This window comes from Planktothrix rubescens CCAP 1459/22, assembly GCA_904830895.1.
Taxonomy (GTDB): domain Bacteria; phylum Cyanobacteriota; class Cyanobacteriia; order Cyanobacteriales; family Microcoleaceae; genus Planktothrix; species Planktothrix agardhii.
Genome location: LR882958.1, coordinates 4,952,384 through 4,975,016, shown reverse-complemented (window position 1 = coordinate 4,975,016; position 22,633 = coordinate 4,952,384). Strand labels below are relative to the sequence as shown.

Genomic DNA, 22,633 nt, shown 5'->3' with positions numbered 1-22,633 from the left:
TTCTAACCCCTCCATAATACCCTGCAAATAGTAGGAATTAGGGAAAGGGAATGAAAAGAATCTGACCTTCACATTCTTCAGGTTCACTACAACAAATAAATAGTTCTAAATCATCAAGGATCTTACCAATGGGCGCTTTTGAGATCACCTCAACAACTCCAGTCATAGGTAGTCCTTGATTGACACGATTGTAGGCATACATCGTAATAGTGGCTACATCATGGGTGAGCAAGATGCGTCCCTCATTAGCCGCCCATTCTAAAATATCTGGATCGCCAGTGTTCATCAGTCCTACATCTTGGACGCGAATTATATCTAATTCAGGTAAACGCCTCACCAGCCCACGCAAGATGGCTCCATTAAAATTTTCGTCAGTTAGAAGGCGCACTTTGCCTCGACTCTCCTTTTGACTGATGACGAGCAAGCAAGCGCTGTCTTAAATCGACTAAGTTGTGTTTTTGAGTTAGTTGTTGTCTCAGTTGTTGAGCTTGTTGGTCACGTTGCTCCAAATAACTGTCAATTTCCTGACGGTGATTTAAATAATAAGCAATGGTACTGTATATATCTTCCAAACGAAGAACTGAAAACTGAATAGCGATTTCTTCAGGAGTGGAGCCGTTGTGGTATGAGGCAAGTATGCTATCCAGAGTCACTCGGCTCGAACCTATACGGATACCTCCCGCTTCATCCCAACGAAAAGGGGGAGAAGTTACTTGGAATTTGGCTGGGGTGTTCATTAGGGACATATTGCACCTGAGTTGAACTGCATAAAAATATTTTAGCAAAAATCAGAATACTTTGTCTGACACCGTATGATTGATTACCAAAGTTTTCCTGACCGCCTAACTATGTTATTACACTGAAACTTTCTGTTTTGTCAACCACTAGGGGACAAAAAGCCGAAAGTTTCGATATATTCACCTTATAGAAAATAATAGGCAGAAACTTTCGGTATATTTTCCGATAGTGACCAAGAACTGCATCAAGATTTGCAAAAGGTAAATCCACCCCATTTAGTAGAAAAAATCGGTGGTTTTGATGTTGAAAAAGATTGGGATGATGTGCTTTTTATTTGGAGAAAAACATTTCGTTAATAATTTTTAGTCAAGACTTCAAAAAAAAGAAGATTTTTATCCCCGTTTCTAAATCTTCTTAACTTAACTTATCCCTATAATGTTCTCATTCTCCTTCTGTCCGATCAATGTCACTGCTAAAATGCTAAAGTCTGAATTGCTTCTATAATGTTGTTTTGATTTACTTACAGCCAGATTTGAGATGACTAATACACCGAATCCCAATTCTGAATCAATTGTACCCCGCCGACGACGGTTAAAGCGGATTTTGCTTTGGGGCGGTATGGGCTGCGGAGTCACCCTGTTAGCCGTGGGGACAACCGCCAGTTGGCTGATTCGATATCGGTTAGCCCCCATAATTAGTAATGTCTTAGAAGGGATACTACAACGGCCAGTTGATGTTGGCCCCCTTGAAGGATTTACCCTAAATAGTATTCGTTTTGGTCATTCGTCCATTCCCGTCACAGCCACGGATACCGATAGGGGGGAAGCGACGGCGGTAGAGGTTAATTTCTCTCTTTTATCCTTGTTTAAACCCAAGGTTCAACTTGATATTACCATAGTTAATCCTAATATTTATATTGAACAAAATTCATCGGGAAACTGGATTGATACTCAACTTAAGTTAGATCCAAATCCTCCAATTACATTGGTTTTTAGAACGATTGGGATTGAAAATGCTCAAATTAATTTAATGCCCTATCAGCTTTTGAAAGCCAAAGAAAAGCCGATTGTGATTGCGGTGGATCAAATCAAAGCTAATTTAACCGAAGATCAGCAGAGCATTCAAGCGAATTTAAGGGGTAAATTTGCAGAAACAGGTACTTTTGCCATCAAGGGAGATGCTTTATTAGAAACAGGAAAAATTAATGCTCAAATTCAAGCTAATAGTTTGAATTTAAGCAATTTAGCTTGGTTTGTAGAAACTCCTGGGATTTCGATTAAACAGGGAAAACTTAATACAAATTTAAACGTTAAATTAAATAATTATAAACCATCAGATGTTCGGGGAACGCTGAATTTAGATCAAGTTAAAATTGCTGTTGATAGTCTTCCTGAACCTGTTAATCTGAGTCAAGCTAAATTACGATTTTCGGGAACTAAATTGATCATTGATCAGTTGAATACTACTATGGCAGATTTGGCTCTAGGATTAACGGGATCGGTTTTAACTAATTCTAACTTAGACTTAGCTAAAACTCAAGTTGATTTATTAGCAAATTTACAACCAGTTCAAGTTTCCACCCTGTTAAAAACCGTAGAAACTATTCAGAACCAACCTGTTACCCTTCCCTTTCCGGTGACGGGAGAATTGAAAGCTAATCTTAACTTAAAAGGAAATTTAAACAGTCCTAAAATTTCAGGAAATATCGGCACAACTCAAAAAACCTTATTAGATCGCGTTTATTTTGATACAATTCAAACGGATTTTAATATATTAACTAAACTTGATCCAAATTTTAAGATTTTAGCTGATCCAATTATTGAGATTCAAAACCTATTAATTCAACCTTCCCTTGGGGGGTCAGTAACCGGAAAAGGGGAAGTTAAATTAGCAGGAATGACCGCGTTATTAGCACCCCCAATAAAACCTCAGCCTACGGTTGATCAAAAAACTTTACTAAAATTACCCCCAAATCCTCAGATTTCACAACAAAAAACCGAACTTAATCCGATTGTTAAGTTAGATTTTAATGTTAATAATATTCCTGTGGATGCGATCGCTAAATCCTACGGATTTATCCCCAGTTTTCCGATTGGAAACCTATCAGCAAATGGTCAAATTTCTGGAGATTTAGACAACTTAAAAGCTAATAGTCAATTCTCCTTACCTTCAACAATTTATCCGATTTTTGGGGAAGCTCAAATTTCAGGAAATACGGCGAAAGCACAGATTAAAATTGCTGAGGGAAATCTGAATATTATTGCTCAACAAACTAATAATCAAATTTGGAATGCTGAAGTCATAGCTAATCAACTTTCCTTAACTCCTTTAGTTGATTTGGGTCTATTATTTTCCACAATTCCTAATACAACTAAACAACAAATTCAATCTATTGATTTAACCGATGGTCAGTTAAATTTAGCCGCCAAATTATCAGCAAATTTGCAAGATTTTTCCCTGAATAGTTTAAAAGCGGATAGTCAAATTCAACTTAATTTTCAGAATAGTACAATTAAGGCGATCGCCCAACTCCAAAACGGACTACTACAAACGGATTTTTCTAGCGATAATTTATCCTTACCTCGATTAATTAATATTGGATTACCCTTTGCCAACTTAACTGATGCTATCACCTCCCAAATTCAGAGTTTAGATATCAGTCAAGGAACTTTACAAATTGATGGATCTCTATCAGGTAAAATAGAGAATTTTAGCCCAAATAACTTTATCGGAAATGCCAAAACAGTCATTAATTTAGGTAAATTAGGAGGAATAATTACCGCCAATAGTCAACTTAATCAAGGACAATTTCAAGGACAATTCAATGCTCAAGAAATCCAGTTAAATCCTTGGATTAATTTAGGTTTACCCCTCGCTAATTTACCCCCAAACCTCCAGAATCAAATTCAAACCTTAGACTTTCGTAATAGTCGTTTAAACGGAGAAGGAAATCTTACCGGAAATTTAACTAATTTTAATCTTAATAGTCTGATTGCTACGGGATTAGCACAGGTTAATTTAGGGAATTTTGGTGGAATTATTAATGCAGAAGGACAATTAGCAAATAATCAATTAACAGGTCAAGTAATCACCGATCAAATTCCTCTACAACCCTTAATTAATTTCGGATTACCCTTAGCAAATTTACAACCTAGTTTAGTAGCTGAAATTAACGCCTTAAATTTTCAAGGAGGATTCCTACAAGGGTTAGCAAAATTTAATGGGAATCTGACTAATTTTTCCCCTAATAACTTAATAGCTTTCCTCGATAGTAAGGTAAATTTAGGTCGAGACGGCGGTATAGTTTTAGCAACCGGAGAAACTCGACAAGGACAATGGAAAACAACCATTAAAGGAGATCAAATTGCTTTAGGTCGATTCTCTCAATTAGTTGAATCTCAAATACCAAATAGTTTACGTCAAAATGGACTATTACAGCAAGCTGAAAATATGCCTTTATTGCGAGGATTATTAACTACTGAAATCACCGGAGAAGGAAATATTGCCTCCTTTAATCCCAACACTATACAGGCATTAGGTCAATTAAGACTAACAGAATTACCGATTATTAAACAACCTTTTGAAGCCATTGCAAGCTGGAATGGTCGAGAAATTAATATTAAAAAAGCTGAAACCCAGGGATTTTCAACTGATGGCTTAATTGGAGTTGAATTTCAAGGAAATGGTATTCCCCAATTATCTAATTTAAACCTAAATGTTCGGGCTGATAATTTTGATTTACAATCTCCATTAGTGCAAAGTTTCTTAACTGCTTTACCCTTAGAAATTAGAACCGGAGATAGTCCTTTAGTGGCTGGAATTGTTGATTTTAATGGTAAATTAACGGGGACTCCTTCGGCTTTAAACCTAAACGGAAATTTAAGATTAAATAACTTTGCAGTTCGGGATGTCACCTTTGAATCCATTCTAGCAGGAACTGTGAATATTATTCCAAATCAAAAGGTTAATATTGCCTTAGCGGGAGAAAGGGATAAAATAGAATTAGCTTTGGATAATCAATATTTACCGACTTCCTTTTTAGTAAAACGGAATGATAGTCAATTAGTCGGAAACTCTCAAGGGAATAATTTAGAGATTAATTTAGACGACTTTCCTCTACAAACATTAAGTTTATCTCCCTTAGCTGAACTAAATATTGGACAATTAAAAGGTATAGCATCGGGAAAATTAACCGTCTCTAATTTAGCCAGTTTTGATATTAATAAAATAGGGGTAATCGGAAATATTGCGATCCAGAACCTAATTTTAGGTCATATTGAAACCGATTTATTTTTGGGAAATTTTAGTTATCAAAATGGTATTGCTAAGTTAACCGATGCTGAATTGAGCAAAGGCATAACTCAGATTATAATTAATGGTCAAGCCAATATTTCTGATATTTTAGCCAGTCTTTCCACACCTCAAACCCAGAATTTATCCACTGTATCGAATCAATTTGAAGGAACAATTAAAATCCCCCAAGGGAGTTTACAGGATATTTTAACCGCCCTAAAAATCTTTAATTTAGCAGATTTAGGCAGAGGATTAACCCCTCCAAACTATGGAATAGCCACCGATGTAAAGCCTGTTCCCGTCGGTTTACCCCCCACAGCTACGTTATTTGAACAATTACAACGCCTAGAAGAAATTAGACGAATATTACAAGAATCCCTAGCAGAAATCGCGGCGGAACCCTTACCTCCTTTACGAGATTTAGACGGAAAATTTACCGGAGAAATTGCATTTAAAGGTTCAATTCAATGGGGAATTAATGCGACAGCAACCATCAAAGGTCAAGATTGGAATTATGGCAGATATACCGCCGATCAGTTTTTATTAGAAGCGAATTTTGTAGATAATGTGGTGCGGGTTGAACCCATTCAATTGCTTGCTGAATCAGCATTATATGATTTTCGCGGACAGTTAAATTTAGCCAATCAACAAATATCAGGTCAGTTTCGGGGTAAAAATATCCGCTTAGAAGAAATTGAAAAAATTGTCGATTTGCCAAATGTGGATTTAACCGGACAATTGAATGTTCGGGCGAGTATTGGGGGAACTTTAGATAATCCCCAATCATCGGGGGAATTAACCTTATTAGAAGCAACGGTTAATAATGAACCAATTCAAGAAGCTCAAAGCAGTTTTAGTTATAATAATGCTCGACTAAGATTTGGCGGAAGTTTGTTAGTTACCGAAACCGATCCAATTAATTTTAGAGGGACTTTACCTTTTCAATTCCCCTTTGCAAAAGTAACTTCTGAAAGTGATGTAGTTGATGTTAGAGTTGATATTAAAGATCAAGGATTAGCAGTGATCAATTTACTGAATCCTGAATTAAATTGGCAGGAAGGAAAAGGATTAGTTCAATTAAGAATCAGTGGTAGTTTACAACAACCGGAAACTGGAGGAATTAAGCTCAACCTGAAACCAGAAGGATTATTTAAAATTCAAGATGCAGTTTTAATTGCTCGCAGTTTAGAACAATCAATTGTGGGATTAAGTGGAACTGCTGTATTTATCGGCGATCGGATTCAAGTTAAAGATATTCAAGGAGATTTACAAGGAGATAAAGGAACCGGACGTATCCGATTAAGTGGGGTTTTACCCGTGTCTCGTCCCTTAGATGAAAATGACCCAGATCTGCAAACTCCTCTACAATTAGACCTGGAAAAACTAACACTTAATTTACCCGAACTCTATAAAGGAAATGCTGATGGTGCTATCCTTCTTACAGGAACATTATTGAAACCAAAATTAGGAGGAGAAGTCATATTAAGTCAGGGAAAAGTTACCTTACCTTCGGAACAAACCGCTACCTTACCCACAGATACTACGAATACAACTCAACCTCCTGTTGATGTCAGTCTGAACGGATTAAAACTAACTTTAGGCGACAATATTCAAGTCATGACTCCCCCGATTTTAAATGCACCTTTAATTAATTTTAATGCGAAAGGAACGATTGAATTAAATGGAAGTTTAGCCAGTCTTGATGATATTCGTCCTCAAGGAACGATTGACTTAACCGGAGGACAAGTTAATCTTTATACCAGTCAATTAAGGTTAGATCGAGGCTATCCCCAACGGGCAATATTTGTTCCTTCGGAGGGATTAAATCCAATTTTAGATGTCCGTTTAGTCACCCGTGTTCCTGAAACTTTAAGGTTTGTTTCTCCCCCTTCGGCTTTTCCGGCGGAACAAACGGAAGCCCTAAGTCCTTCTCGATTTGGAACAGTCCGAACTATCCGAATTACCGCAATTGTTCGCGGCCCAGCTTCGGAAATTAATGATATTATTAAGCTACAAAGTTCTCCGTCCCGTTCTCAAAATGAATTGGTGGCTTTATTGGGGGGAAGTGTGATTCAAGGCATTCAAGATGATAGTACATTAGTATTAGCAAATATTGCCAGTACCGGATTATTTGGTAAACTCCAACAGAATGTGATTAACGCCACGGGATTAACGGAATTTAGGATTTATCCCTCGCGGGTAGCCGAACGAGGTTCTAAGGGTACAGCTTCCGCTTTAGGAGTGGGAATTGAAGTTGGTTTAGATGTGACTGATAATGCTTATGTGTCTTTGAGTAGAGTTTTAGCTGCGGATCAACCGTTTCAATTTAATATTAATTATCGTCTTAATGATAATATATTGTTGCGGGGAGTTACGAATTTTAGGAATGAAAGTGAAGTTCGGTTTGAGTATGAAACGAGATTTTAATTGATATTAGGGAACAGCCCCCTAACCCCCCGTGCACGGGGGGTTAGGGGGGGAGGGAACAGGGAAAAAAAGAGTGTATCTCCTGGGATGTTATAATTGCGAAGCGTGACTGCTATAATAAATTGTTGACAAGGGTTTTTAAGTCAAAATAGTCTGGTTTTAAACTATAAACTTTGATAAATCCTTCCGAGGTAGTGGGAGGAAAATCTGCGATCGCTTTTCCCATTTGTTCAATCACAGATTCAGGAACTTGACGTTGGCGATTTTGATTCCGAAATTTGCAAGTTTCTATCGGAGTTTCTAATACCCAAGCAATCCAAGATCGAGGAATTTCTGGATAAATTAGAGCAATTTTTTCTAATATATCGAGTCGCCAAGGTCGATAAACATTAGTCGCATCATAAATAATTAGTTGAGAAGATGCGATCGCCTGTTCCATTTCTTGTAATACTTTTCGTTCAATTTCTAACCAATTCCCCTGAATAATTTCATCCCCATAAAGTTGTTCTCGAATTCGATCTGTAGAAACAATTAAACCCTGGGTGAGATCCGCAAGCTGTTGAGCAACCGTTGACTTTCCCGAACCCGGAATACCAACCATAAAATGACAAATCATATTTGATAAAATTAAAATATTTTGCTTGATAAATAGATTTATAAGGGTTATAATTTTAGGGTAAGTGATCAGAGAGTTACAATATTTGTATCTAATACAGTTCTAAGTTTATTCATCTTCTAATAACTCGGCTAAAATTTCGGGAGTTAAACCATTAACTTTAGCTTCTTCTCTCACTTGTTTAACAATCTCATCAAAATCAGATGGCTTTAATAATTCTTTTAGAATCAGACTACAAACCCAAATTGCTTTTTCTTGTTTATTACTATCCGCTTCCTGGTAAAGCTTCGCTACTTCATTATCAACTTTAATCGTAATTGCTTCCATTTGTTACTCCTGATTTTATCTAAATTAAAATCTATCTTTATTGTATATTCTTTTAGAATTAGAATATTTTTCCCAGAAACCGCGTTTATCAATCAAAAACTCGGTTTCCGTATCATTCCTATTTCAAAAGTTAACTGAATTAGAGCCGACAAGTTCCCCTCGCCCACTGTCCATCCAGTGAGACAGAAACCTGTGTCCCCGGTTTGACGGCTCCTTTTGATAAGTCGATGACGATGATATCAGCGCCTCCCATATCACCCCCCCGATAAACCAATTCTCCCCGCTCGTTGGGTCGATCATATCTTAATTGATTGGTGCGAGGCGGCCCACTTTGAGGAGTTAAGGTAATGGTTGTAAATCGGCCATCAAGATAACTCACAGAAAACTGCATTCTGTTTTGAGGAAATTGACCCGGACAGTTAAAATTTGTTGCTGCTTGTGCTTTGGGAATGGGTAAAAAGGTTAATGCTGCTATCCCATAGACTAGGGTAGATAGGGAAAAAGCCTTAAATTTATTGAGTTTAGTCATCTTATTGAGAGTAATACATTGAACAGGGAAACTATATCATAATAAAATCAATATGAAAGTTAACTATCAAGAAAGAATTGATTTAACATCATAAGAATTAAAAACTTTACTGAGTCAGCAAAAAAGTTTGATAAATCTACATTGACAAGGGTGGCGACTTCTGCACGTTCTTTGGTGGTGGCGGCGGGTATCCTATTGACGACGTTGGGTATAGGTGCTTTGATGGGATGGATGGGTTTACTTTGGTTGCAAGGAGGGTTTGCACCGGATGAATCGGTTCATTTGACTCAGGAGCAGGCGGAGGCTTTGCGGTGGGCGACTATCTAAAGTAAATCAAATATTCACTAAATAATTATCCAAATGAAAGCCACTGAAGCCAATTTACTTGCATTCATCAAAAAGTCTCCTCAATTCATAATACCGATATATCAACGTACTTACTCATGGACTGAGAAAGAATGTAAGCAGTTATGGGATGATATCCTGCGTACTGGCTCAGACGATAGTATATCTGCTCATTTTGTTGGCTCTATAGTTTACATAGAGAAAGGGATATATCAAGTTACGAGTCAATCGCAACTACTTGTAATTGATGGACAGCAGAGGTTAACAACTGTCACATTACTGATAGCAGCTTTAGCTAATGCTCTAGGTGATAGTGAGTTATTTGAAGGATTTTCTCGGCGCAAATTAAGGAATTATTACTTGCTCAATCCTGAAGAAAGTGGAGAGATGCACTTCAAACTCATTCTTTCGCAAGCTGACAAGCAATCTCTTATCAATATTCTTGAGGATAGTGAGCAGCCAAAAGAACATTCTATTCGGGTAATGGAAAATTTCAACTTGTTTGAGACCCTGCTTAACGATCAACTGAGTGAGCTAACAACAGTTTGTAAAGGACTTTCTAAATTAGTAGTTGTAGACATTGCCCTCAATCGCGATCAAGATAATCCACAGCTAATTTTTGAGAGCATGAATTCTACTGGGCGAGAACTCAGTCAAGCGGATCTAATCCGAAATTATGTGTTGATGGGATTAGAGCCAATCTTACAAACGCGCCTCTATGAAAAGTATTGGCGACCAATGGAAATAGAATTTGGTCAAGAGGCTTACGGCATCCATTTCGATGGATTTATGAGACATTATCTCACCGTAAAAACTGGCAGTATTCCAAATATTGGTGGAGTATACGAAGCATTTAAGGAGCATTCACGATCACCGAATGTTGCTCAAGCAGGTGTAGAAGATCTCGTAAAGGATATCCATACTTTTGCCAATTATTTTTGTGCAATGGCACTGGGGAAAGAACAGAATTCTGAGCTTAAAGTTGCTTTTCAGGATCTACGAGAGTTAAAAGTTGATGTTACCTATCCACTTTTGCTAGAGCTTTATCATGATTATGTTTGCAAAAGATTATTAAAGCAAGACTTCTTGATTTTGATCCAAACAATTGAGTCCTATGTGTTTAGGCGGACTGTTTGTGCTATTCCTAGCAACTCAATGAATAAGACGTTTGCCACTCTATCGAAATCAGTTAATAAAGAAAAGCATTTAGAGAGCATTCAGTCTTATTTACTTTTGCTACCATCTTATCGACGATTTCCCAATGATGATGAGTTCAAAAGAGAAATAAAGACCAAAGATCTTTATAAATTTCGCAACCGTAGTTATTGGATTCGTCGGCTTGAAAATTATGGTAGGAAAGAGCGTGTCTCCATAGATGAATATACCATCGAGCATATCATGCCTCAAAATGAAAAACTTTCTACAGCATGGAAAACGACATTAGGCTCAGAGTGGAAACGGGTTCATCAAACTTATTTGCACACATTGGGCAACTTGACACTCACTGGATACAACTCTGAATATAGCGATCGGTTATTTTCAGAAAAACGTGATATGGAAAAAGGATTTAGAGAGAGTCCACTTACTTTAAATCAAGGATTGAGTCAAATTGAAGAATGGAATGAAGATGCTATTTGTAAGCGTGCTGAACGTTTATCTACTCTTGCTTTAGATGTTTGGGGTTATCCTAAATTAAAAGCTAATGTAGTTGATTCCTACAAGTCTAAGCCTGAAACTTTGGGGTATAGCATCAACGATCATCCATACCTTTTAACCAAAAAGAATCGCGAACTTTTTGAAGCTTTTAGAAAAGAAGTTCTTGCACTCGATCCCTGCGTAACAGAGGAATTTTTTAAGTTGTATGTTGCTTATAAAGCAGAAACTAATTTTGTGGATATTGTGCCGCAAGCTAATCGCCTGAGACTTTCGCTAAATATGTCATTTAATGAAATCAACGATCCCCAAGGTATTTGCAAAGATGTTACGAAATTAGGACGATGGGGTAATGGTGATGTAGAAATTGGACTGTATTTGCTTAGTCAACTTCCCTATGTTATTGGACTTGTAAGGCAGTCACTTGAGAAACAGATGGGTAGCTCAGATTAGGCTTAGAGGCGATCGCTAGACTTATTGGCTTGGGAATGGGAGACAAGCGAGAGGACGCTTTTCCTGCGAATACCAGGGAGAGCGATGCTTGCACAGGTAGCGATCGCCTGCTGAATAATTCCTTCTGTGGCTGGTAAGACAGAAATACTTCACACCGCCTGAAACACCACCGGGTTAGCACCACTTTGATAATCAAGGCTAGTAATAATATGCTCTGCTTGGATACCTGCGTCAATAAGTGCAGAGGTTAACCCTTCCTCAAAGTTATCTTCTTCAATGATGACCTGGTGCTCGACCAAGCGAGCGTGAAATAGAATAGTATCGAGCCAGCGTTGCTTATCCCAGCCTGTAGCTAGAATCAAAAAGTGACCGGAATCGGTATCGCAGACGGGATAAAGCTGAATCGCTTGTAGGCGAGGTTGGTTTCGTGTTGCCTCTTGCAGCGTTTTTTTCAGGATATCTGCATAACTTAATGAGTGCTCCATTGAATAATAGCCTCCCGCTCTGGTTCGTAAACTAATAAGTTAATTCTATTCCTCTGGACGGCTAACTGAAAAATTGGTTTTTGGAAGTGTCGAATATAGACGGCTTGACTAATAGCTAAAAATAACTGCCGTTCGGGTTCTTGCTCCTCCAAAGCCCATTGGTAAAGCTGAAGTTGCCCCATCGTTTTTTCCAGTTCATTAATGACTGAAGGGGAATCGAAGTCTTTGATTTCCACAGCTATTTTCCGTCCTTCTTTTTCGGCTGCGAAAAATTTTTCGGCTCCTAAATCAGCTTTCAAAAGCGTTTGTTCTAACACTAAAATTAACGGGTCATCCGTAATCGTCCACCCATCTTTTTCGAGAGTGCGGCGCAGGGATAAATGTAAATTATCACGTCTGGACATTAGTTATAAAAGCGTGATATGTCGTTGCTGCCAACAGCAATGTTTACAGAAATAGCGATCGCTCATATCCTCTTTTACACTATAATTAATAACCAGCACCACTGGAAAAATAACGAATATGGAAGAATTACTTACCATCAAAGAACTCCTGCACCAAGGCAATATAACAGAAGCTTTGTTAATTGTAGAAGAATTAGAAGAAATGAGCAAATCTGATAAACTGAATAAAATATTTAGCTATGGGATTATTTTGCTTCTGCACCTGATTAAGCAATCTGCTGAAAACCGCACAACTAGGTTTTGGAATCTTTCTATTCGCAATTCTGTCAAGCAAATTCAACGCACTAATTCTCGTGAAAAAGCAAAAGGAACCTATATGACTGATACAGAATTAGTAACAACCCTGGAAGATGCTTATGATTTGGCATTGGAAAAAGCAGCACTCGAAGCTTTTGAAGGTAAATATGAAGCAGAAGGATTAAGTCAATTAGTCCAACGAGAGGAGATTATAAAAAAGGCAATGAATTTAATCTTGGAACGAGAATAGATACATAATTTATATCGAATACAGTTTCTTATTATACAGAAATAAATTGAAACTGATTAGACGAAATTAAATTAATATCAATCCCGTTTAATTTGGAAGACGCTTTAAACTAATCGGTTTAGATCCTTGGGGTTGTAGATTTTCTTCTAATTCAACCCTTTCCGTGCCCTTTTTGGGATTTAACTGACCCAATTCAGATAGGGTAATTTTGTAGCTGTTTCTCGAATTTCCGCAACATTCGCAATTAACTGTCCGCAACTATCCCACATTCCGGTGATAAAAGATTGACGAGAACCTGCATTCATATTTACATCAATAGTTAAATCTCCACAATGGACTTTCATTGATTCTAAATCTAGGTTAATAGCCACTTTAGGATTAACTTTTAACGCCTCTTGAATCGTCTTGATATCCTCTGGTTCTGCGGTGACACAGGGAATCCCAATTGAGACACAATTGCCCAAGAATATCTCGGCAAAACTTTCACCAATAATCCCTTGAATCCCCCATTTATTGATAGCTTGTGGCGCGTGTTCTCGGGATGAACCACAACCGAAATTCGCATTAACAACTAATAGATTAGCTCCTTGATATTCGGGTAAATCAAAGGTATGTTTTCCCTGCATTTGTTGGCGATCATCGGCAAAGACTTGTTCCCCTAATCCATCAAAGGTAACACACCGTAAAAACCGGGCTGGAATAATCCGATCGGTATCAATATCATTCCCAACTAAAGGAATCCCTTTTCCTGAAATACTTTTAATTTTGCTCATGGTTGAAATCTTTTAGTTTGTGTGAAGAATTGATCACCATTTTATAGTCAATGTTGATCAATTAAAATTTTGATGAATTCACTCCATCTCCCTATCTTCTCCCCGTCTTAACCGACAACGAAATAGCCCTGGCTTACTCAGGGGATGAAGTGTGTTCATAACCACTCCCGTACATCCGTAATTACCCCGTTGACCGCAGCAGCCACCACCATTACCGGACTCATTAACAATGTGCGTCCTTGGGCCGAACCCTGACGACCTTTAAAGTTGCGGTTAGAGGAAGATGCACTCAGTTGATTTCCCTGTAATTTATCGGGGTTCATCGCCAAACACATCGAACACCCGGCTTCGCGCCATTCAAACCCCGCCGCTTCAAAGATTTTATCGAGCCCTTCGGCTTCGGCTGCAACTTTCACCCGTTCTGAACCAGCAACTACAAAGGCTTTCACCCCATTGGCGACCTTCCGACCCTGGGCAAATTTAGCAGCTTCGCGCAGGTCACTGAGGCGGCCATTGGTACAACTACCAATAAAGCAGACGTCTACTTTTGTCCCTTGAATTGGGGTTCCGGGGGTAAACTCCATATATTGATAGGCTTCTTTTGCAACTTCCCGATCAGTTTCGGTAATCTGCTCTAAAGTCGGAATCAACTCATTAACGGCGATACCCTGTCCCGGGGTAATCCCCCAAGTTACGGTGGGAGCAATCTCGGCGGCATTAAATTTGACTACATCATCATAGACTGCATCCGTACTACTACGGATACTATTCCACCCAGCCACCGCTTTTTCCCAGTCCTCCCCTTTGGGGGCAAAATCCCGACCTTGTAAATAGTCGTAAGTCACCTGATCAGGATTCACATAGCCACATCGAGCACCCCCTTCAATGGACATATTACAGATCGTCATCCGTTCTTCCATGGACATCCCCTCAAGGGTACTTCCAGCGAATTCATAGGCGTAACCTACGCCCCCTTTTACCCCCAATGTTCGGATAATATGGAGTACCACGTCCTTTGCGTAGACTCCAGGGGCTAGTTCCCCATTTACCTCGATCCGGCGCACTTTCAGTTTCCCTAACGCTAGGGTTTGAGACGCCAGCACATCCCGCACTTGAGATGTCCCGATGCCAAAGGCGATCGCTCCAAATGCCCCATGGGTGGAGGTGTGGGAGTCCCCGCAAGCAATGGTCATCCCGGGTTGAGTTAATCCCTGTTCCGGTGCGATCACATGAACAATCCCTTGATTCCCAGAACCAATATTATAAAAACGGATATTGTGTGTTTTGCAGCTTTGTTCTAGGGACTGCATCATTTCTTCCGCCAAGGTATCCACAAATGGACGAGCCTGGTTATCCGTGGGAACGATATGATCTACTGTGGCGACTGTGCGTTCAGGATACAGGACTTTGAGATGGCGATCGCGCAACATGGCAAACGCCTGGGGACTGGTGACTTCATGAATCAGGTGCAAACCAATAAAAAGTTGAGTTTGTCCTGATGATAGGGTTCCAACGGTATGCAACTCCCATACTTTATCAAATAGTGTTCTTTCGCTCATAGAATTCAGATTTAGATGCTCAACAGTTTAGCTCACAAATATTATAGCCGTCGCCATCACAATTAGGACAGGGATTCGGTGCGTGGGCACCGAATGACAGCCTATATATTATCTTAATAACTAATCGCGGTTGCTATATTTAATTCGGAGGAACAATCGGATCATCCTCGCCATGTTTGCGAACTTGAGCTAGAACTATTAATGATTGGGGAGAAACAGCTATTTCAACCATAGAATTACTCCCAATATTGGTGATCATTCGAGAATATTCAGGTAAAAAAACAGTCCCATTGACAACACAAGACAACACAAAAGTCAACATAATTTTATCGTCTCCATTCAAGTGAAAAAAAACACAAAAAACGGGCATCACAAATGCTTCCGTTGCTTTTGTCAGTTATGCCTAAACAGTACGCAGCAGAAATTAATTAAAAAAATCCAGTAGTGTGATTCCTAAAAATTGTCCATTGGTAACAAGGAAGACAAGATTAGAAATCTAGTTGAAAGATGTGTGGTTGTTGAGTAGCAGGTCGAAAACAGCAGAACTAACCCATGGATCTCCCTGAGTACAGTAATTCCATTACCAGTATATATTGAATTCAACACTTATACAAATACCTATACAAATATTGATATTCTGGGACTATCCCCCAATGTCAGGATTTCCCCAGGGGGATGATCTAGCCAAGAGAAACAGGCTAAAGTATGTCCCAACTTGATCAACCCTAAGTTCTCAATAAGTTTTCCGCTATTAGAAACATCCAGAGGGGAAATATCAGCAAACCATCATGAATACAACATCACGAACTCAGCGCGAGTCTGTATTCTATTAACTGGATAATCCTTTAACATTGATTGATGCCCACGAAAGGAGAATAAATGACTGAACCGTTAATTCCTGTTAATGAATGTCCCATCCAAATTGAGGATGATCGGACTGGAACCAGTGTGGAAACCCTGAAACGGGCGTTTGCCGATAATCTATTCTATGAGCTTGGCAAATATGAAGCCATTGCCTCCAAGGAAGATTTTTATATGGCCTTGGCCTATACCCTGCGCGATCGCCTGTTAAGCCGTTGGTTGAAAACCTTTAAAACCTACGATGACAATAACGTCAAAATCGTTTACTACCTATCGGCCGAATTCCTGATGGGGCGACACCTGGGGAACAGTTTAATTAACCTCCACCTGTATGATCGCATCCGTCAGGCCGTGGAAGAATCGGGACTGGATTTAGATGAACTCCTCGAACAAGAACCCGATCCCGGCTTAGGAAATGGGGGTTTAGGACGATTAGCCGCCTGTTTCCTCGACTCCCTGGCCACCTTGGAAATTCCCGCCGTGGGCTACGGAATTCGTTATGAGTTTGGGATTTTTCACCAAATTATGCAGGATGGCTGGCAGGCTGAAATCCCCGATAAATGGTTAAGATTTGGTAATCCTTGGGAAATTCCCCGCCCTGACCAGGCCATTGATGTTAACTTTGGGGGTCATACCGAAACTTATCACGACGAAAAAGGCCGGGAACGAATTCGTTGGATTCCGGCTAAAACCGTGATTGGGATTCCCTACGATACGCCCGTTCCCGGCTATGATACCAATACCGTCAACCCCCTGCGACTGTGGAAAGCCGAAGCTAGTGACGCTTTTAACTTTGACGCCTTCAACGCCGGAAATTATGACGGGGCGGTCGCCGATAAAATGCGATCGGAAACCATCTCTAAAGTTCTATATCCCAATGACAACACCCCCCAGGGTAAACAATTGCGCCTGGAACAACAATATTTCTTTGTGGCTTGTTCTCTGCGCGATATTATCAAACGCCATCTCAAGCACAACAGCAGTCTTTCTAACCTGAATGAAACTGCTGCTATTCAGTTGAATGACACCCACCCGGCGATTGCGATCGCGGAATTAATGCGATTATTGTTGGATGAATATGGCATTGATTGGGATTCCGCCTGGCGAGTCACCCAAAAAACCTTTGCCTATACCAACCATACTCTGTTACCCGAAGCCCTAGAAAAATGGTCTGTGGGTTTATTTGAGTATTTGTTACCCCGTCATTTGCAAGTCATCTATGAAATTAACCGCCGTTTCATTGAAGATGTGCGCCGTTGGTATCCTGGGGATAATGACTTAATTGGACGGTTATCTCTGATTGAAGAAAGCGGAGAAAAATACGTCCGCATGGCTCATTTAGCCTGCGTCGGTAGTCATGCGGTCAATGGCGTCGCCGCCCTACATACGGAATTGTTGAAACAAGATACCCTGCGGGATTTCTATAAACTCTGGCCAGAGAAGTTTTTCAATAAAACTAATGGTGTCACCCCTCGACGGTGGATTTTATTAAGTAATCCCACCTTGTCCGAATTTTATAGTTCTAAAATTGGGGACGGTTGGCTGAAAGATTTAGACAAACTGCGTCAATTAGAGGCCTACGTTGATGATCCCGAATTCTGCGAACAATGGCATCAAATTAAACTGTACAACAAGAAACTGTTAGCCGATTATATCTGGAAATTTAATGGGATTGAAGCTGACCCCCATTCTATTTTTGATATTCAGGTGAAACGGATTCACGAATACAAACGTCAACATCTGGATGTGCTGCATATTATCACCCTGTATAACCGGATCAAACAGAACCCCAATACCCATATTTGTCCTCGGACTTTTATCTTTGGAGGAAAGGCAGCCCCCGGTTATTTCATGGCAAAATTAATCATTAAATTGATTAATGCCGTTGCGGAAGTTGTTAATAAAGATCCCGATGTCCGGGGACGCTTAAAAGTGGTATTTTTGGCGAACTTTAACGCTTCTTTGGGTCAACGCATCTATCCGGCGGCGGATTTATCCGAACAAATTTCTACGGCTGGAAAAGAAGCCTCTGGAACTGGAAACATGAAATTTGCCATGAATGGTTCCTTAACTATTGGAACTCTGGATGGGGCAAATATTGAAATCCGTGAAGAAGCCGGGTTTGAGAATTTCTTCCTGTTTGGATTAACCGCAGAAGAAGTTTATAATTTGAAATTAAAGGGCTATAAACCCAGCGATTACTATAATAATAACCCGGAATTAAAAGCCGTGATTGATCGAATCTCCTCCGGTTATTTCTCCCATGGTAATCAGGAAATGTTTAAACCCTTGGTAGATTCCTTGATGTACCACGATGAATATATGCTTTTTGCTGATTATCAATCCTATATTGATTGTCAACGGGAAGTTAGTGTGGCATTTCAAGATTCCAAAAAATGGACGAGAATGTCGATTCTCAATGCCCTGCGGATGGGTAAATTCTCAAGCGATCGCACCATCGGCGAATATTGTAACGAAATCTGGAACGTTAAATCCGTACCCGTAGAAATGGAAGGATATAACCCAGAATCCGCCGGATTGCGAGTTATCAATTAGTCTTTGGACTTGTTAAAACGAGGTGGATTTTATCCCCTAAATTCCCCTCGTTTTTTGTCTATTTGAAAGGCACTCCTTCATCCCAATTAAGGGGTGCTTTATTATTCCGAAATTAATTTAGCCACCGAATCCATGTCACAATCCTATCCCCCCAATCCTCGGTCTAATCTCCCCCTAGATGAGATCATCGCCATTGTTGTCGCCCTGGCCACAATTGGGACAATTTTATATTGGGTTTTAAGTCAATCCAACCGAAAATTAGTTTTCAACCCCAATTTAACCTCCCCCACAACCCTAATCCCTTCAACCAATCCAGGTGTCGCCAAAATCCCAAAAGATTCCCCTCCCGATGGGGTTTCCCCTCTCTCGGAAACTCCCACCCCAGCAATAACAACCCCCATTTCACCGACACCACAGGTGAAACAACCTGAATCAGCTATTTTGGGATTAGTCTTTGTAACTCCGGCACAGAAACCGATTCAGCCCGCCCTCAAACCCCAAATTATCCCAGGCACTCAGTCCCAAAACAAAACTTCAACAAAAACCGCTTGTTCGGTTCAACCCACGACAGGAAATATTTGTACAACCCCTTTACCTTCTGCCGTTGTCCCATCTTCCACAACGACCGAATCCTATTGGGCGACTCCATTTATCCTGTATTTTGCTAATCAAAATCGGGCTGTTCAATCGGATCAAAAACAGTTTAAACCCGATGAAAAAATTACCCGGGAACAATTTGCAACTGAACTACAAAAAGCGTTTAATCCTCAACCTAAACAACCTGCTATTCAATTTAAAGATATTCCTCAAAACTCTGCGAATAAATCCGATCTGAAATCGGCTAATCAATCGGGTTTTTTGGCGGGATATCCCAATGATATATTTAAACCCCAACAGTCGATTCCTCGGGTTCAAGTTTTAGTGGCTTTAGCGAGTGGTTTAGGCTTAAAACCTGCGACTAATTCCCAAGAAACCCTAAAAATATTTAAGGATGCGGATCAAATTCCGCCTTGGGCAATTGAAGGTGTTGCAGCAGCAACAGAAGCCGGATTAGTGGTTAATTATCCTGATCAAAATACCTTAAATCCAAACCAATCGGCGACTTATGGGGAAGTTACCTCGATGATTTACCAAGGGTTAGTCTATCAAAAAAAAGCAGAACCGATTTCCTCTGACTATTTAGTCAAACCGGTTCAACAAAAATAGTAATTCTAATGGGGAATTACGAATTACGAATTACGAATTACGAATGGGTTTTAGGTTTCACATTCCTTTTTTGTGACTTGATGACGATAATGAAACATATCTTGTAAACGACTATTAACCCAACTTTGTAATATTTGTTCTGCTAAGACTCCACCGGGTAGGGAAAATGCGATCGCATCCGTTAGACGGGTGTGACCATTTTCCGCCACAAATTGATGTCGATGCACCCAACTTTCCAGTATTCCTTCCTGTTGTTCATCGGTAAATAACTGATATAGTTTATATTCAGTATGAACCGCAAGCCATGGCACGGAAAATAACCCTAATCCTATCCGAAATTCAGACATTGCCCCTATTTCTAATCCTCCTTCCCGTCGCAGAATTTCTACAGGTTGCCAAGGGGGAGTTAACACTTGCAAAATATCGGGGCGGGTATGAAACTCCCAAACTACTTCTACAGGGGCATGAATAATCGACGAATATTTAAAGTGTTGCATAACGTTCTAAAATTCAGATAACTTATAACTATAAGCTATTTTGCTAGTTTCTATCGAGTTTGGTAAAATACAAAATTTAGGGCTATTCTTTTGAATTAAATATGATAGAATTAAGGTTAGATACAGTCACTATTAATTTTGAATCCTATGCTCAATATTTCTCAAATTCTCGCTCAAGAACTGTCTCTTAAACCCTTTCAGGTAGAAAACGCCCTACAACTGTTTTCCGAGGGAGCAACCATTCCTTTTGTAGCGCGATATCGGAAAGAAATTACGGGTTCCTTAGATGAAATTCAACTGCGGGATCTCTCAGAACGTTATACCTATTTAACGGAATTGGAAGACCGGAAAAAAAGTATTTTAGAAGCGATCGCATCCCAAGAAAAACTTACCGATGAACTCCGAGAACAAATCGAAACCTGTTTACAAAAAACCGAACTAGAAGATTTATATTTACCATACAAACCTAAACGCAGAACTCGCGCCACCGTTGCCAAAGAAAAAGGATTAGAACCCCTAGCTCAATTTATTGCTAATTTTAATCAACCCAATTCCCCAAGTTTTGATTTAAACGCAGAAGCAAAAAAATATATTTCCGAAGAAAAAAGCGTTAAAACTATTGAAGATGCCTTAAATGGAGCCTCTGATATTTTAGCAGAAATCGTATCGGAAAAAGCGAATTTACGAGCCTATTTAAGAGAATATTTAATGAATCGAGGGGTATTTGTTTCCCTAGTTAAAGACGACTATCCCGAAGGAAGCACTAAATTTGAAATGTACCGCCAATATCGAGAAAATGTACAGGATATTAAACCCCATAATCTGTTAGCATTATTGCGGGGAGAAACCGAAGGAATCTTAAAAGTTGAGATTGAATTTGATCAAGATTTTGTTCTATCTCATTTAGAATCTCAGGAAATTAAAACTAAAAATCCTATTATTAAAAGCATCTATCAATCGATGTTAAAAGATGCTTTTAATCGGTTAATGAAAACATCTTTAATCAGTGAAGTTAGAAGCGATCGCAAAACCTACGCCGATTTAGAATCAATTAAAACCTTTGAATCAAATTTAAGAGAATTATTACTCGCCTCCCCTGCGGGAATGAAACCCACCTTAGCTATTGACCCCGGGTTTAGAACTGGGTGCAAAGTTTCAGTATTATCAGAAACCGGAAAATTCTGTGAATATCATACAATTTTCCCCCATCAAGCGGCAGGTCAACGTCAAGAAGCAGCAAAAAAAGTTAAACAATTAATTGATAAATATAAAATCGAATTAATCGCCATTGGAAATGGCACCGCCGGACGAGAAACCGATGAATTTGTAACGGAAATTATCGCTAAATTAGAGCGAAAACCGATAAAAGTTATGGTAAATGAATCCGGTGCATCCATTTATTCCGCCAGTGATGTAGCGCGGCAAGAATTTCCCGATTTAGACTTAACGGTGCGGGGTGCAATTAGTATCGGACGACGGTTACAAGATCCCCTAGCAGAATTAGTAAAAATTGATCCAAAATCCATTGGTGTCGGACAATATCAACACGATGTAGATCAGAAGTTATTAAAGAAAAAACTGGATGATACTGTGGAAAGTTGTGTTAACTATGTGGGAGTGGAATTAAACACCGCCTCTAAAGAATTATTAACCTTTGTATCAGGAATTACCCCAACAGTTGCTCAGAATATTGTCAATTATCGCAATGAAAATGGAGCCTTTAAAACCCGAAAAGAACTGTTAAAAGTCGCTAAATTGGGCCCAAAAGCCTTTCAACAGGCGGCGGGATTTTTAAGAATTAGAGGAGGTGTTAATCCTTTAGATAATACCGCAGTTCACCCCGAAAGTTATGCGGTTGTGGAAATTATGGCGAAGGATGTAGGCGTTACCTTAAATAATATTAGTCAATTTAAGGATAAAATTAAATCCGTTAAACTGGATAAATATGTTACTGATACTATCGGTATTCCTACTTTAAAAGACATTATTAGCGAATTAGAAAAACCCGGACGAGATCCCCGGGCTGAGTTTAAATATGCGACTTTCAGAGAAGGAATTAAAGAAATAACCGATTTAAAAATCGGAATGGAATTAGAAGGAAGTGTAACGAATGTGGTAGCTTTTGGGGCATTTGTTGATATTGGAGTCCATCAAGATGGCTTAGTTCATATTTCCCAACTCGCCGATCAATTTGTCGATGATCCGAATAAATTTGTTAAGGTTGGACAAGTTGTTAAAGTGCGAGTTATGGAAATTAATGAGAAGTTAAAACGGATTAGTTTAACCATGAAATTGTAATCAAGGAGTTGAAAATTACTCTAAATTGGGGTTTAAGTTTGATTGAATCTCAACTTTTACCCTAAT

18 protein-coding genes are annotated in these 22,633 nt (G+C 39.3%); 7 read left to right on the top strand and 11 right to left on the bottom strand.

Going from position 1 to position 22,633, the window contains the following annotated elements; translation table 11 throughout:
- Positions 1–37 precede the first annotated feature (37 nt).
- Positions 38–337, bottom strand: coding sequence for a DUF5615 family PIN-like protein (locus tag NMG86_RS22550; protein WP_237747562.1), 300 nt, complete (start codon positions 335–337; stop codon positions 38–40).
- Positions 338–371: 34 nt separating this feature from the next.
- Positions 372–737 (bottom strand): DUF433 domain-containing protein, encoded by a 366-nt coding sequence (locus tag NMG86_RS22545; protein ID WP_238559849.1) that lies wholly within the window; start codon positions 735–737, stop codon positions 372–374.
- A 538-nt stretch (positions 738–1,275) separates the two neighbouring features.
- Here NMG86_RS22545 and NMG86_RS22540 point away from each other — a divergent pair.
- Positions 1,276–7,458 (top strand): translocation/assembly module TamB domain-containing protein, encoded by a 6,183-nt coding sequence (locus NMG86_RS22540; protein WP_026796556.1) that lies wholly within the window; start codon positions 1,276–1,278, stop codon positions 7,456–7,458.
- Positions 7,459–7,570: 112 nt separating this feature from the next.
- Here NMG86_RS22540 and NMG86_RS22535 read toward each other — a convergent pair whose 3' ends face one another.
- From NMG86_RS22535 to NMG86_RS22525, 3 genes are all read right to left on the bottom strand, one after another.
- Complete coding sequence (locus NMG86_RS22535; RefSeq protein WP_043939011.1) at positions 7,571–8,074, bottom strand: ATP-binding protein; 504 nt, start codon at positions 8,072–8,074, stop codon at positions 7,571–7,573.
- Between the two features lie 108 nt (positions 8,075–8,182).
- Positions 8,183–8,401, bottom strand: a complete 219-nt coding sequence (locus NMG86_RS22530; protein ID WP_026796555.1) for a hypothetical protein — start codon at positions 8,399–8,401, stop codon at positions 8,183–8,185.
- Between the two features lie 139 nt (positions 8,402–8,540).
- Positions 8,541–8,930, bottom strand: coding sequence for a hypothetical protein (locus NMG86_RS22525; RefSeq protein ID WP_026796554.1), 390 nt, complete (start codon positions 8,928–8,930; stop codon positions 8,541–8,543).
- A 141-nt stretch (positions 8,931–9,071) separates the two neighbouring features.
- Between NMG86_RS22525 and NMG86_RS22520 the strand changes: the two genes are divergently transcribed.
- Positions 9,072–9,257 carry a DUF6753 family protein gene (locus NMG86_RS22520; RefSeq protein WP_026798773.1) on the top strand — a complete coding sequence of 62 codons (186 nt, stop codon included), beginning with the start codon at positions 9,072–9,074 and terminating at the stop codon, positions 9,255–9,257.
- 33 nt (positions 9,258–9,290) lie between these two features.
- Positions 9,291–11,381, top strand: coding sequence for a GmrSD restriction endonuclease domain-containing protein (locus NMG86_RS22515; RefSeq protein WP_026796553.1), 2,091 nt, complete (start codon positions 9,291–9,293; stop codon positions 11,379–11,381).
- 149 nt (positions 11,382–11,530) lie between these two features.
- Here NMG86_RS22515 and NMG86_RS22510 read toward each other — a convergent pair whose 3' ends face one another.
- Entirely contained in the window at positions 11,531–11,866 is a 336-nt protein-coding gene (locus tag NMG86_RS22510) for an element excision factor XisI family protein (RefSeq protein WP_026796552.1), read from the bottom strand.
- Complete coding sequence (locus NMG86_RS22505; RefSeq protein ID WP_026796551.1) at positions 11,851–12,270, bottom strand: XisH family protein; 420 nt, start codon at positions 12,268–12,270, stop codon at positions 11,851–11,853. Before NMG86_RS22505 ends, NMG86_RS22510 begins: the two co-directional genes overlap by 16 nt.
- Positions 12,271–12,388: 118 nt before the next feature.
- On the opposite strand from NMG86_RS22505, the gene NMG86_RS22500 reads away from it, so the two are divergent.
- Positions 12,389–12,817 carry a DUF29 family protein gene (locus NMG86_RS22500; protein WP_026787772.1) on the top strand — a complete coding sequence of 143 codons (429 nt, stop codon included), beginning with the start codon at positions 12,389–12,391 and terminating at the stop codon, positions 12,815–12,817.
- Positions 12,818–12,996: 179 nt separating this feature from the next.
- Here the strand turns inward: NMG86_RS22500 and leuD are convergent, their stop codons facing one another.
- From leuD to NMG86_RS22485, 3 genes are all read right to left on the bottom strand, one after another.
- The gene (gene leuD, locus NMG86_RS22495; RefSeq protein WP_026796550.1) at positions 12,997–13,590 is read right to left on the bottom strand and encodes a 3-isopropylmalate dehydratase small subunit; all 594 of its coding nucleotides are present in this window, start codon (positions 13,588–13,590) and stop codon (positions 12,997–12,999) included.
- A 155-nt stretch (positions 13,591–13,745) separates the two neighbouring features.
- Complete coding sequence (leuC, locus tag NMG86_RS22490; RefSeq protein ID WP_026787770.1) at positions 13,746–15,149, bottom strand: 3-isopropylmalate dehydratase large subunit; 1,404 nt, start codon at positions 15,147–15,149, stop codon at positions 13,746–13,748.
- Between the two features lie 139 nt (positions 15,150–15,288).
- On the bottom strand, positions 15,289–15,471 hold the full coding sequence (locus NMG86_RS22485; RefSeq protein WP_141293294.1) for a hypothetical protein: 183 nt from the start codon (positions 15,469–15,471) through the stop codon (positions 15,289–15,291).
- A 557-nt stretch (positions 15,472–16,028) separates the two neighbouring features.
- Here NMG86_RS22485 and NMG86_RS22480 point away from each other — a divergent pair.
- Together NMG86_RS22480 and NMG86_RS22475 are read left to right on the top strand one after the other, a co-directional pair.
- On the top strand, positions 16,029–18,566 hold the full coding sequence (locus tag NMG86_RS22480; RefSeq protein WP_026796549.1) for a glycogen/starch/alpha-glucan phosphorylase: 2,538 nt from the start codon (positions 16,029–16,031) through the stop codon (positions 18,564–18,566).
- A gap of 93 nt (positions 18,567–18,659) precedes the next feature.
- Positions 18,660–19,772, top strand: coding sequence for an S-layer homology domain-containing protein (locus NMG86_RS22475; protein ID WP_051319508.1), 1,113 nt, complete (start codon positions 18,660–18,662; stop codon positions 19,770–19,772).
- A gap of 50 nt (positions 19,773–19,822) precedes the next feature.
- Here the strand turns inward: NMG86_RS22475 and NMG86_RS22470 are convergent, their stop codons facing one another.
- On the bottom strand, positions 19,823–20,269 hold the full coding sequence (locus NMG86_RS22470; RefSeq protein WP_026795445.1) for an SRPBCC family protein: 447 nt from the start codon (positions 20,267–20,269) through the stop codon (positions 19,823–19,825).
- A gap of 147 nt (positions 20,270–20,416) precedes the next feature.
- Between NMG86_RS22470 and NMG86_RS22465 the strand changes: the two genes are divergently transcribed.
- On the top strand, positions 20,417–22,567 hold the full coding sequence (locus tag NMG86_RS22465; protein ID WP_026796548.1) for a Tex family protein: 2,151 nt from the start codon (positions 20,417–20,419) through the stop codon (positions 22,565–22,567).
- Positions 22,568–22,633: the final 66 nt, after the last annotated feature.

Excerpts from the sequence above, each read along its gene's own strand:
- NMG86_RS22545 (WP_238559849.1), bottom strand. The coding sequence starts at position 737 with ATGAACACCCCAGCCAAATTCCAAGTAACTTCTCCCCCTTTTCGTTGG.
- NMG86_RS22540 (WP_026796556.1), top strand. The coding sequence starts at position 1,276 with ATGACTAATACACCGAATCCCAATTCTGAATCAATTGTACCCCGCCGA.
- NMG86_RS22535 (WP_043939011.1), bottom strand. The coding sequence starts at position 8,074 with ATGATTTGTCATTTTATGGTTGGTATTCCGGGTTCGGGAAAGTCAACG.
- NMG86_RS22530 (WP_026796555.1), bottom strand. The coding sequence starts at position 8,401 with ATGGAAGCAATTACGATTAAAGTTGATAATGAAGTAGCGAAGCTTTAC.
- NMG86_RS22525 (WP_026796554.1), bottom strand. The coding sequence starts at position 8,930 with ATGACTAAACTCAATAAATTTAAGGCTTTTTCCCTATCTACCCTAGTC.
- NMG86_RS22515 (WP_026796553.1), top strand. The coding sequence starts at position 9,291 with ATGAAAGCCACTGAAGCCAATTTACTTGCATTCATCAAAAAGTCTCCT.
- NMG86_RS22510 (WP_026796552.1), bottom strand. The coding sequence starts at position 11,866 with ATGGAGCACTCATTAAGTTATGCAGATATCCTGAAAAAAACGCTGCAA.
- NMG86_RS22505 (WP_026796551.1), bottom strand. The coding sequence starts at position 12,270 with ATGTCCAGACGTGATAATTTACATTTATCCCTGCGCCGCACTCTCGAA.
- NMG86_RS22500 (WP_026787772.1), top strand. The coding sequence starts at position 12,389 with ATGGAAGAATTACTTACCATCAAAGAACTCCTGCACCAAGGCAATATA.
- leuD (WP_026796550.1), bottom strand. The coding sequence starts at position 13,590 with ATGAGCAAAATTAAAAGTATTTCAGGAAAAGGGATTCCTTTAGTTGGG.
- leuC (WP_026787770.1), bottom strand. The coding sequence starts at position 15,149 with ATGAGCGAAAGAACACTATTTGATAAAGTATGGGAGTTGCATACCGTT.
- NMG86_RS22485 (WP_141293294.1), bottom strand. The coding sequence starts at position 15,471 with ATGTTGACTTTTGTGTTGTCTTGTGTTGTCAATGGGACTGTTTTTTTA.
- NMG86_RS22480 (WP_026796549.1), top strand. The coding sequence starts at position 16,029 with ATGACTGAACCGTTAATTCCTGTTAATGAATGTCCCATCCAAATTGAG.
- NMG86_RS22470 (WP_026795445.1), bottom strand. The coding sequence starts at position 20,269 with ATGCAACACTTTAAATATTCGTCGATTATTCATGCCCCTGTAGAAGTA.
- NMG86_RS22465 (WP_026796548.1), top strand. The coding sequence starts at position 20,417 with ATGCTCAATATTTCTCAAATTCTCGCTCAAGAACTGTCTCTTAAACCC.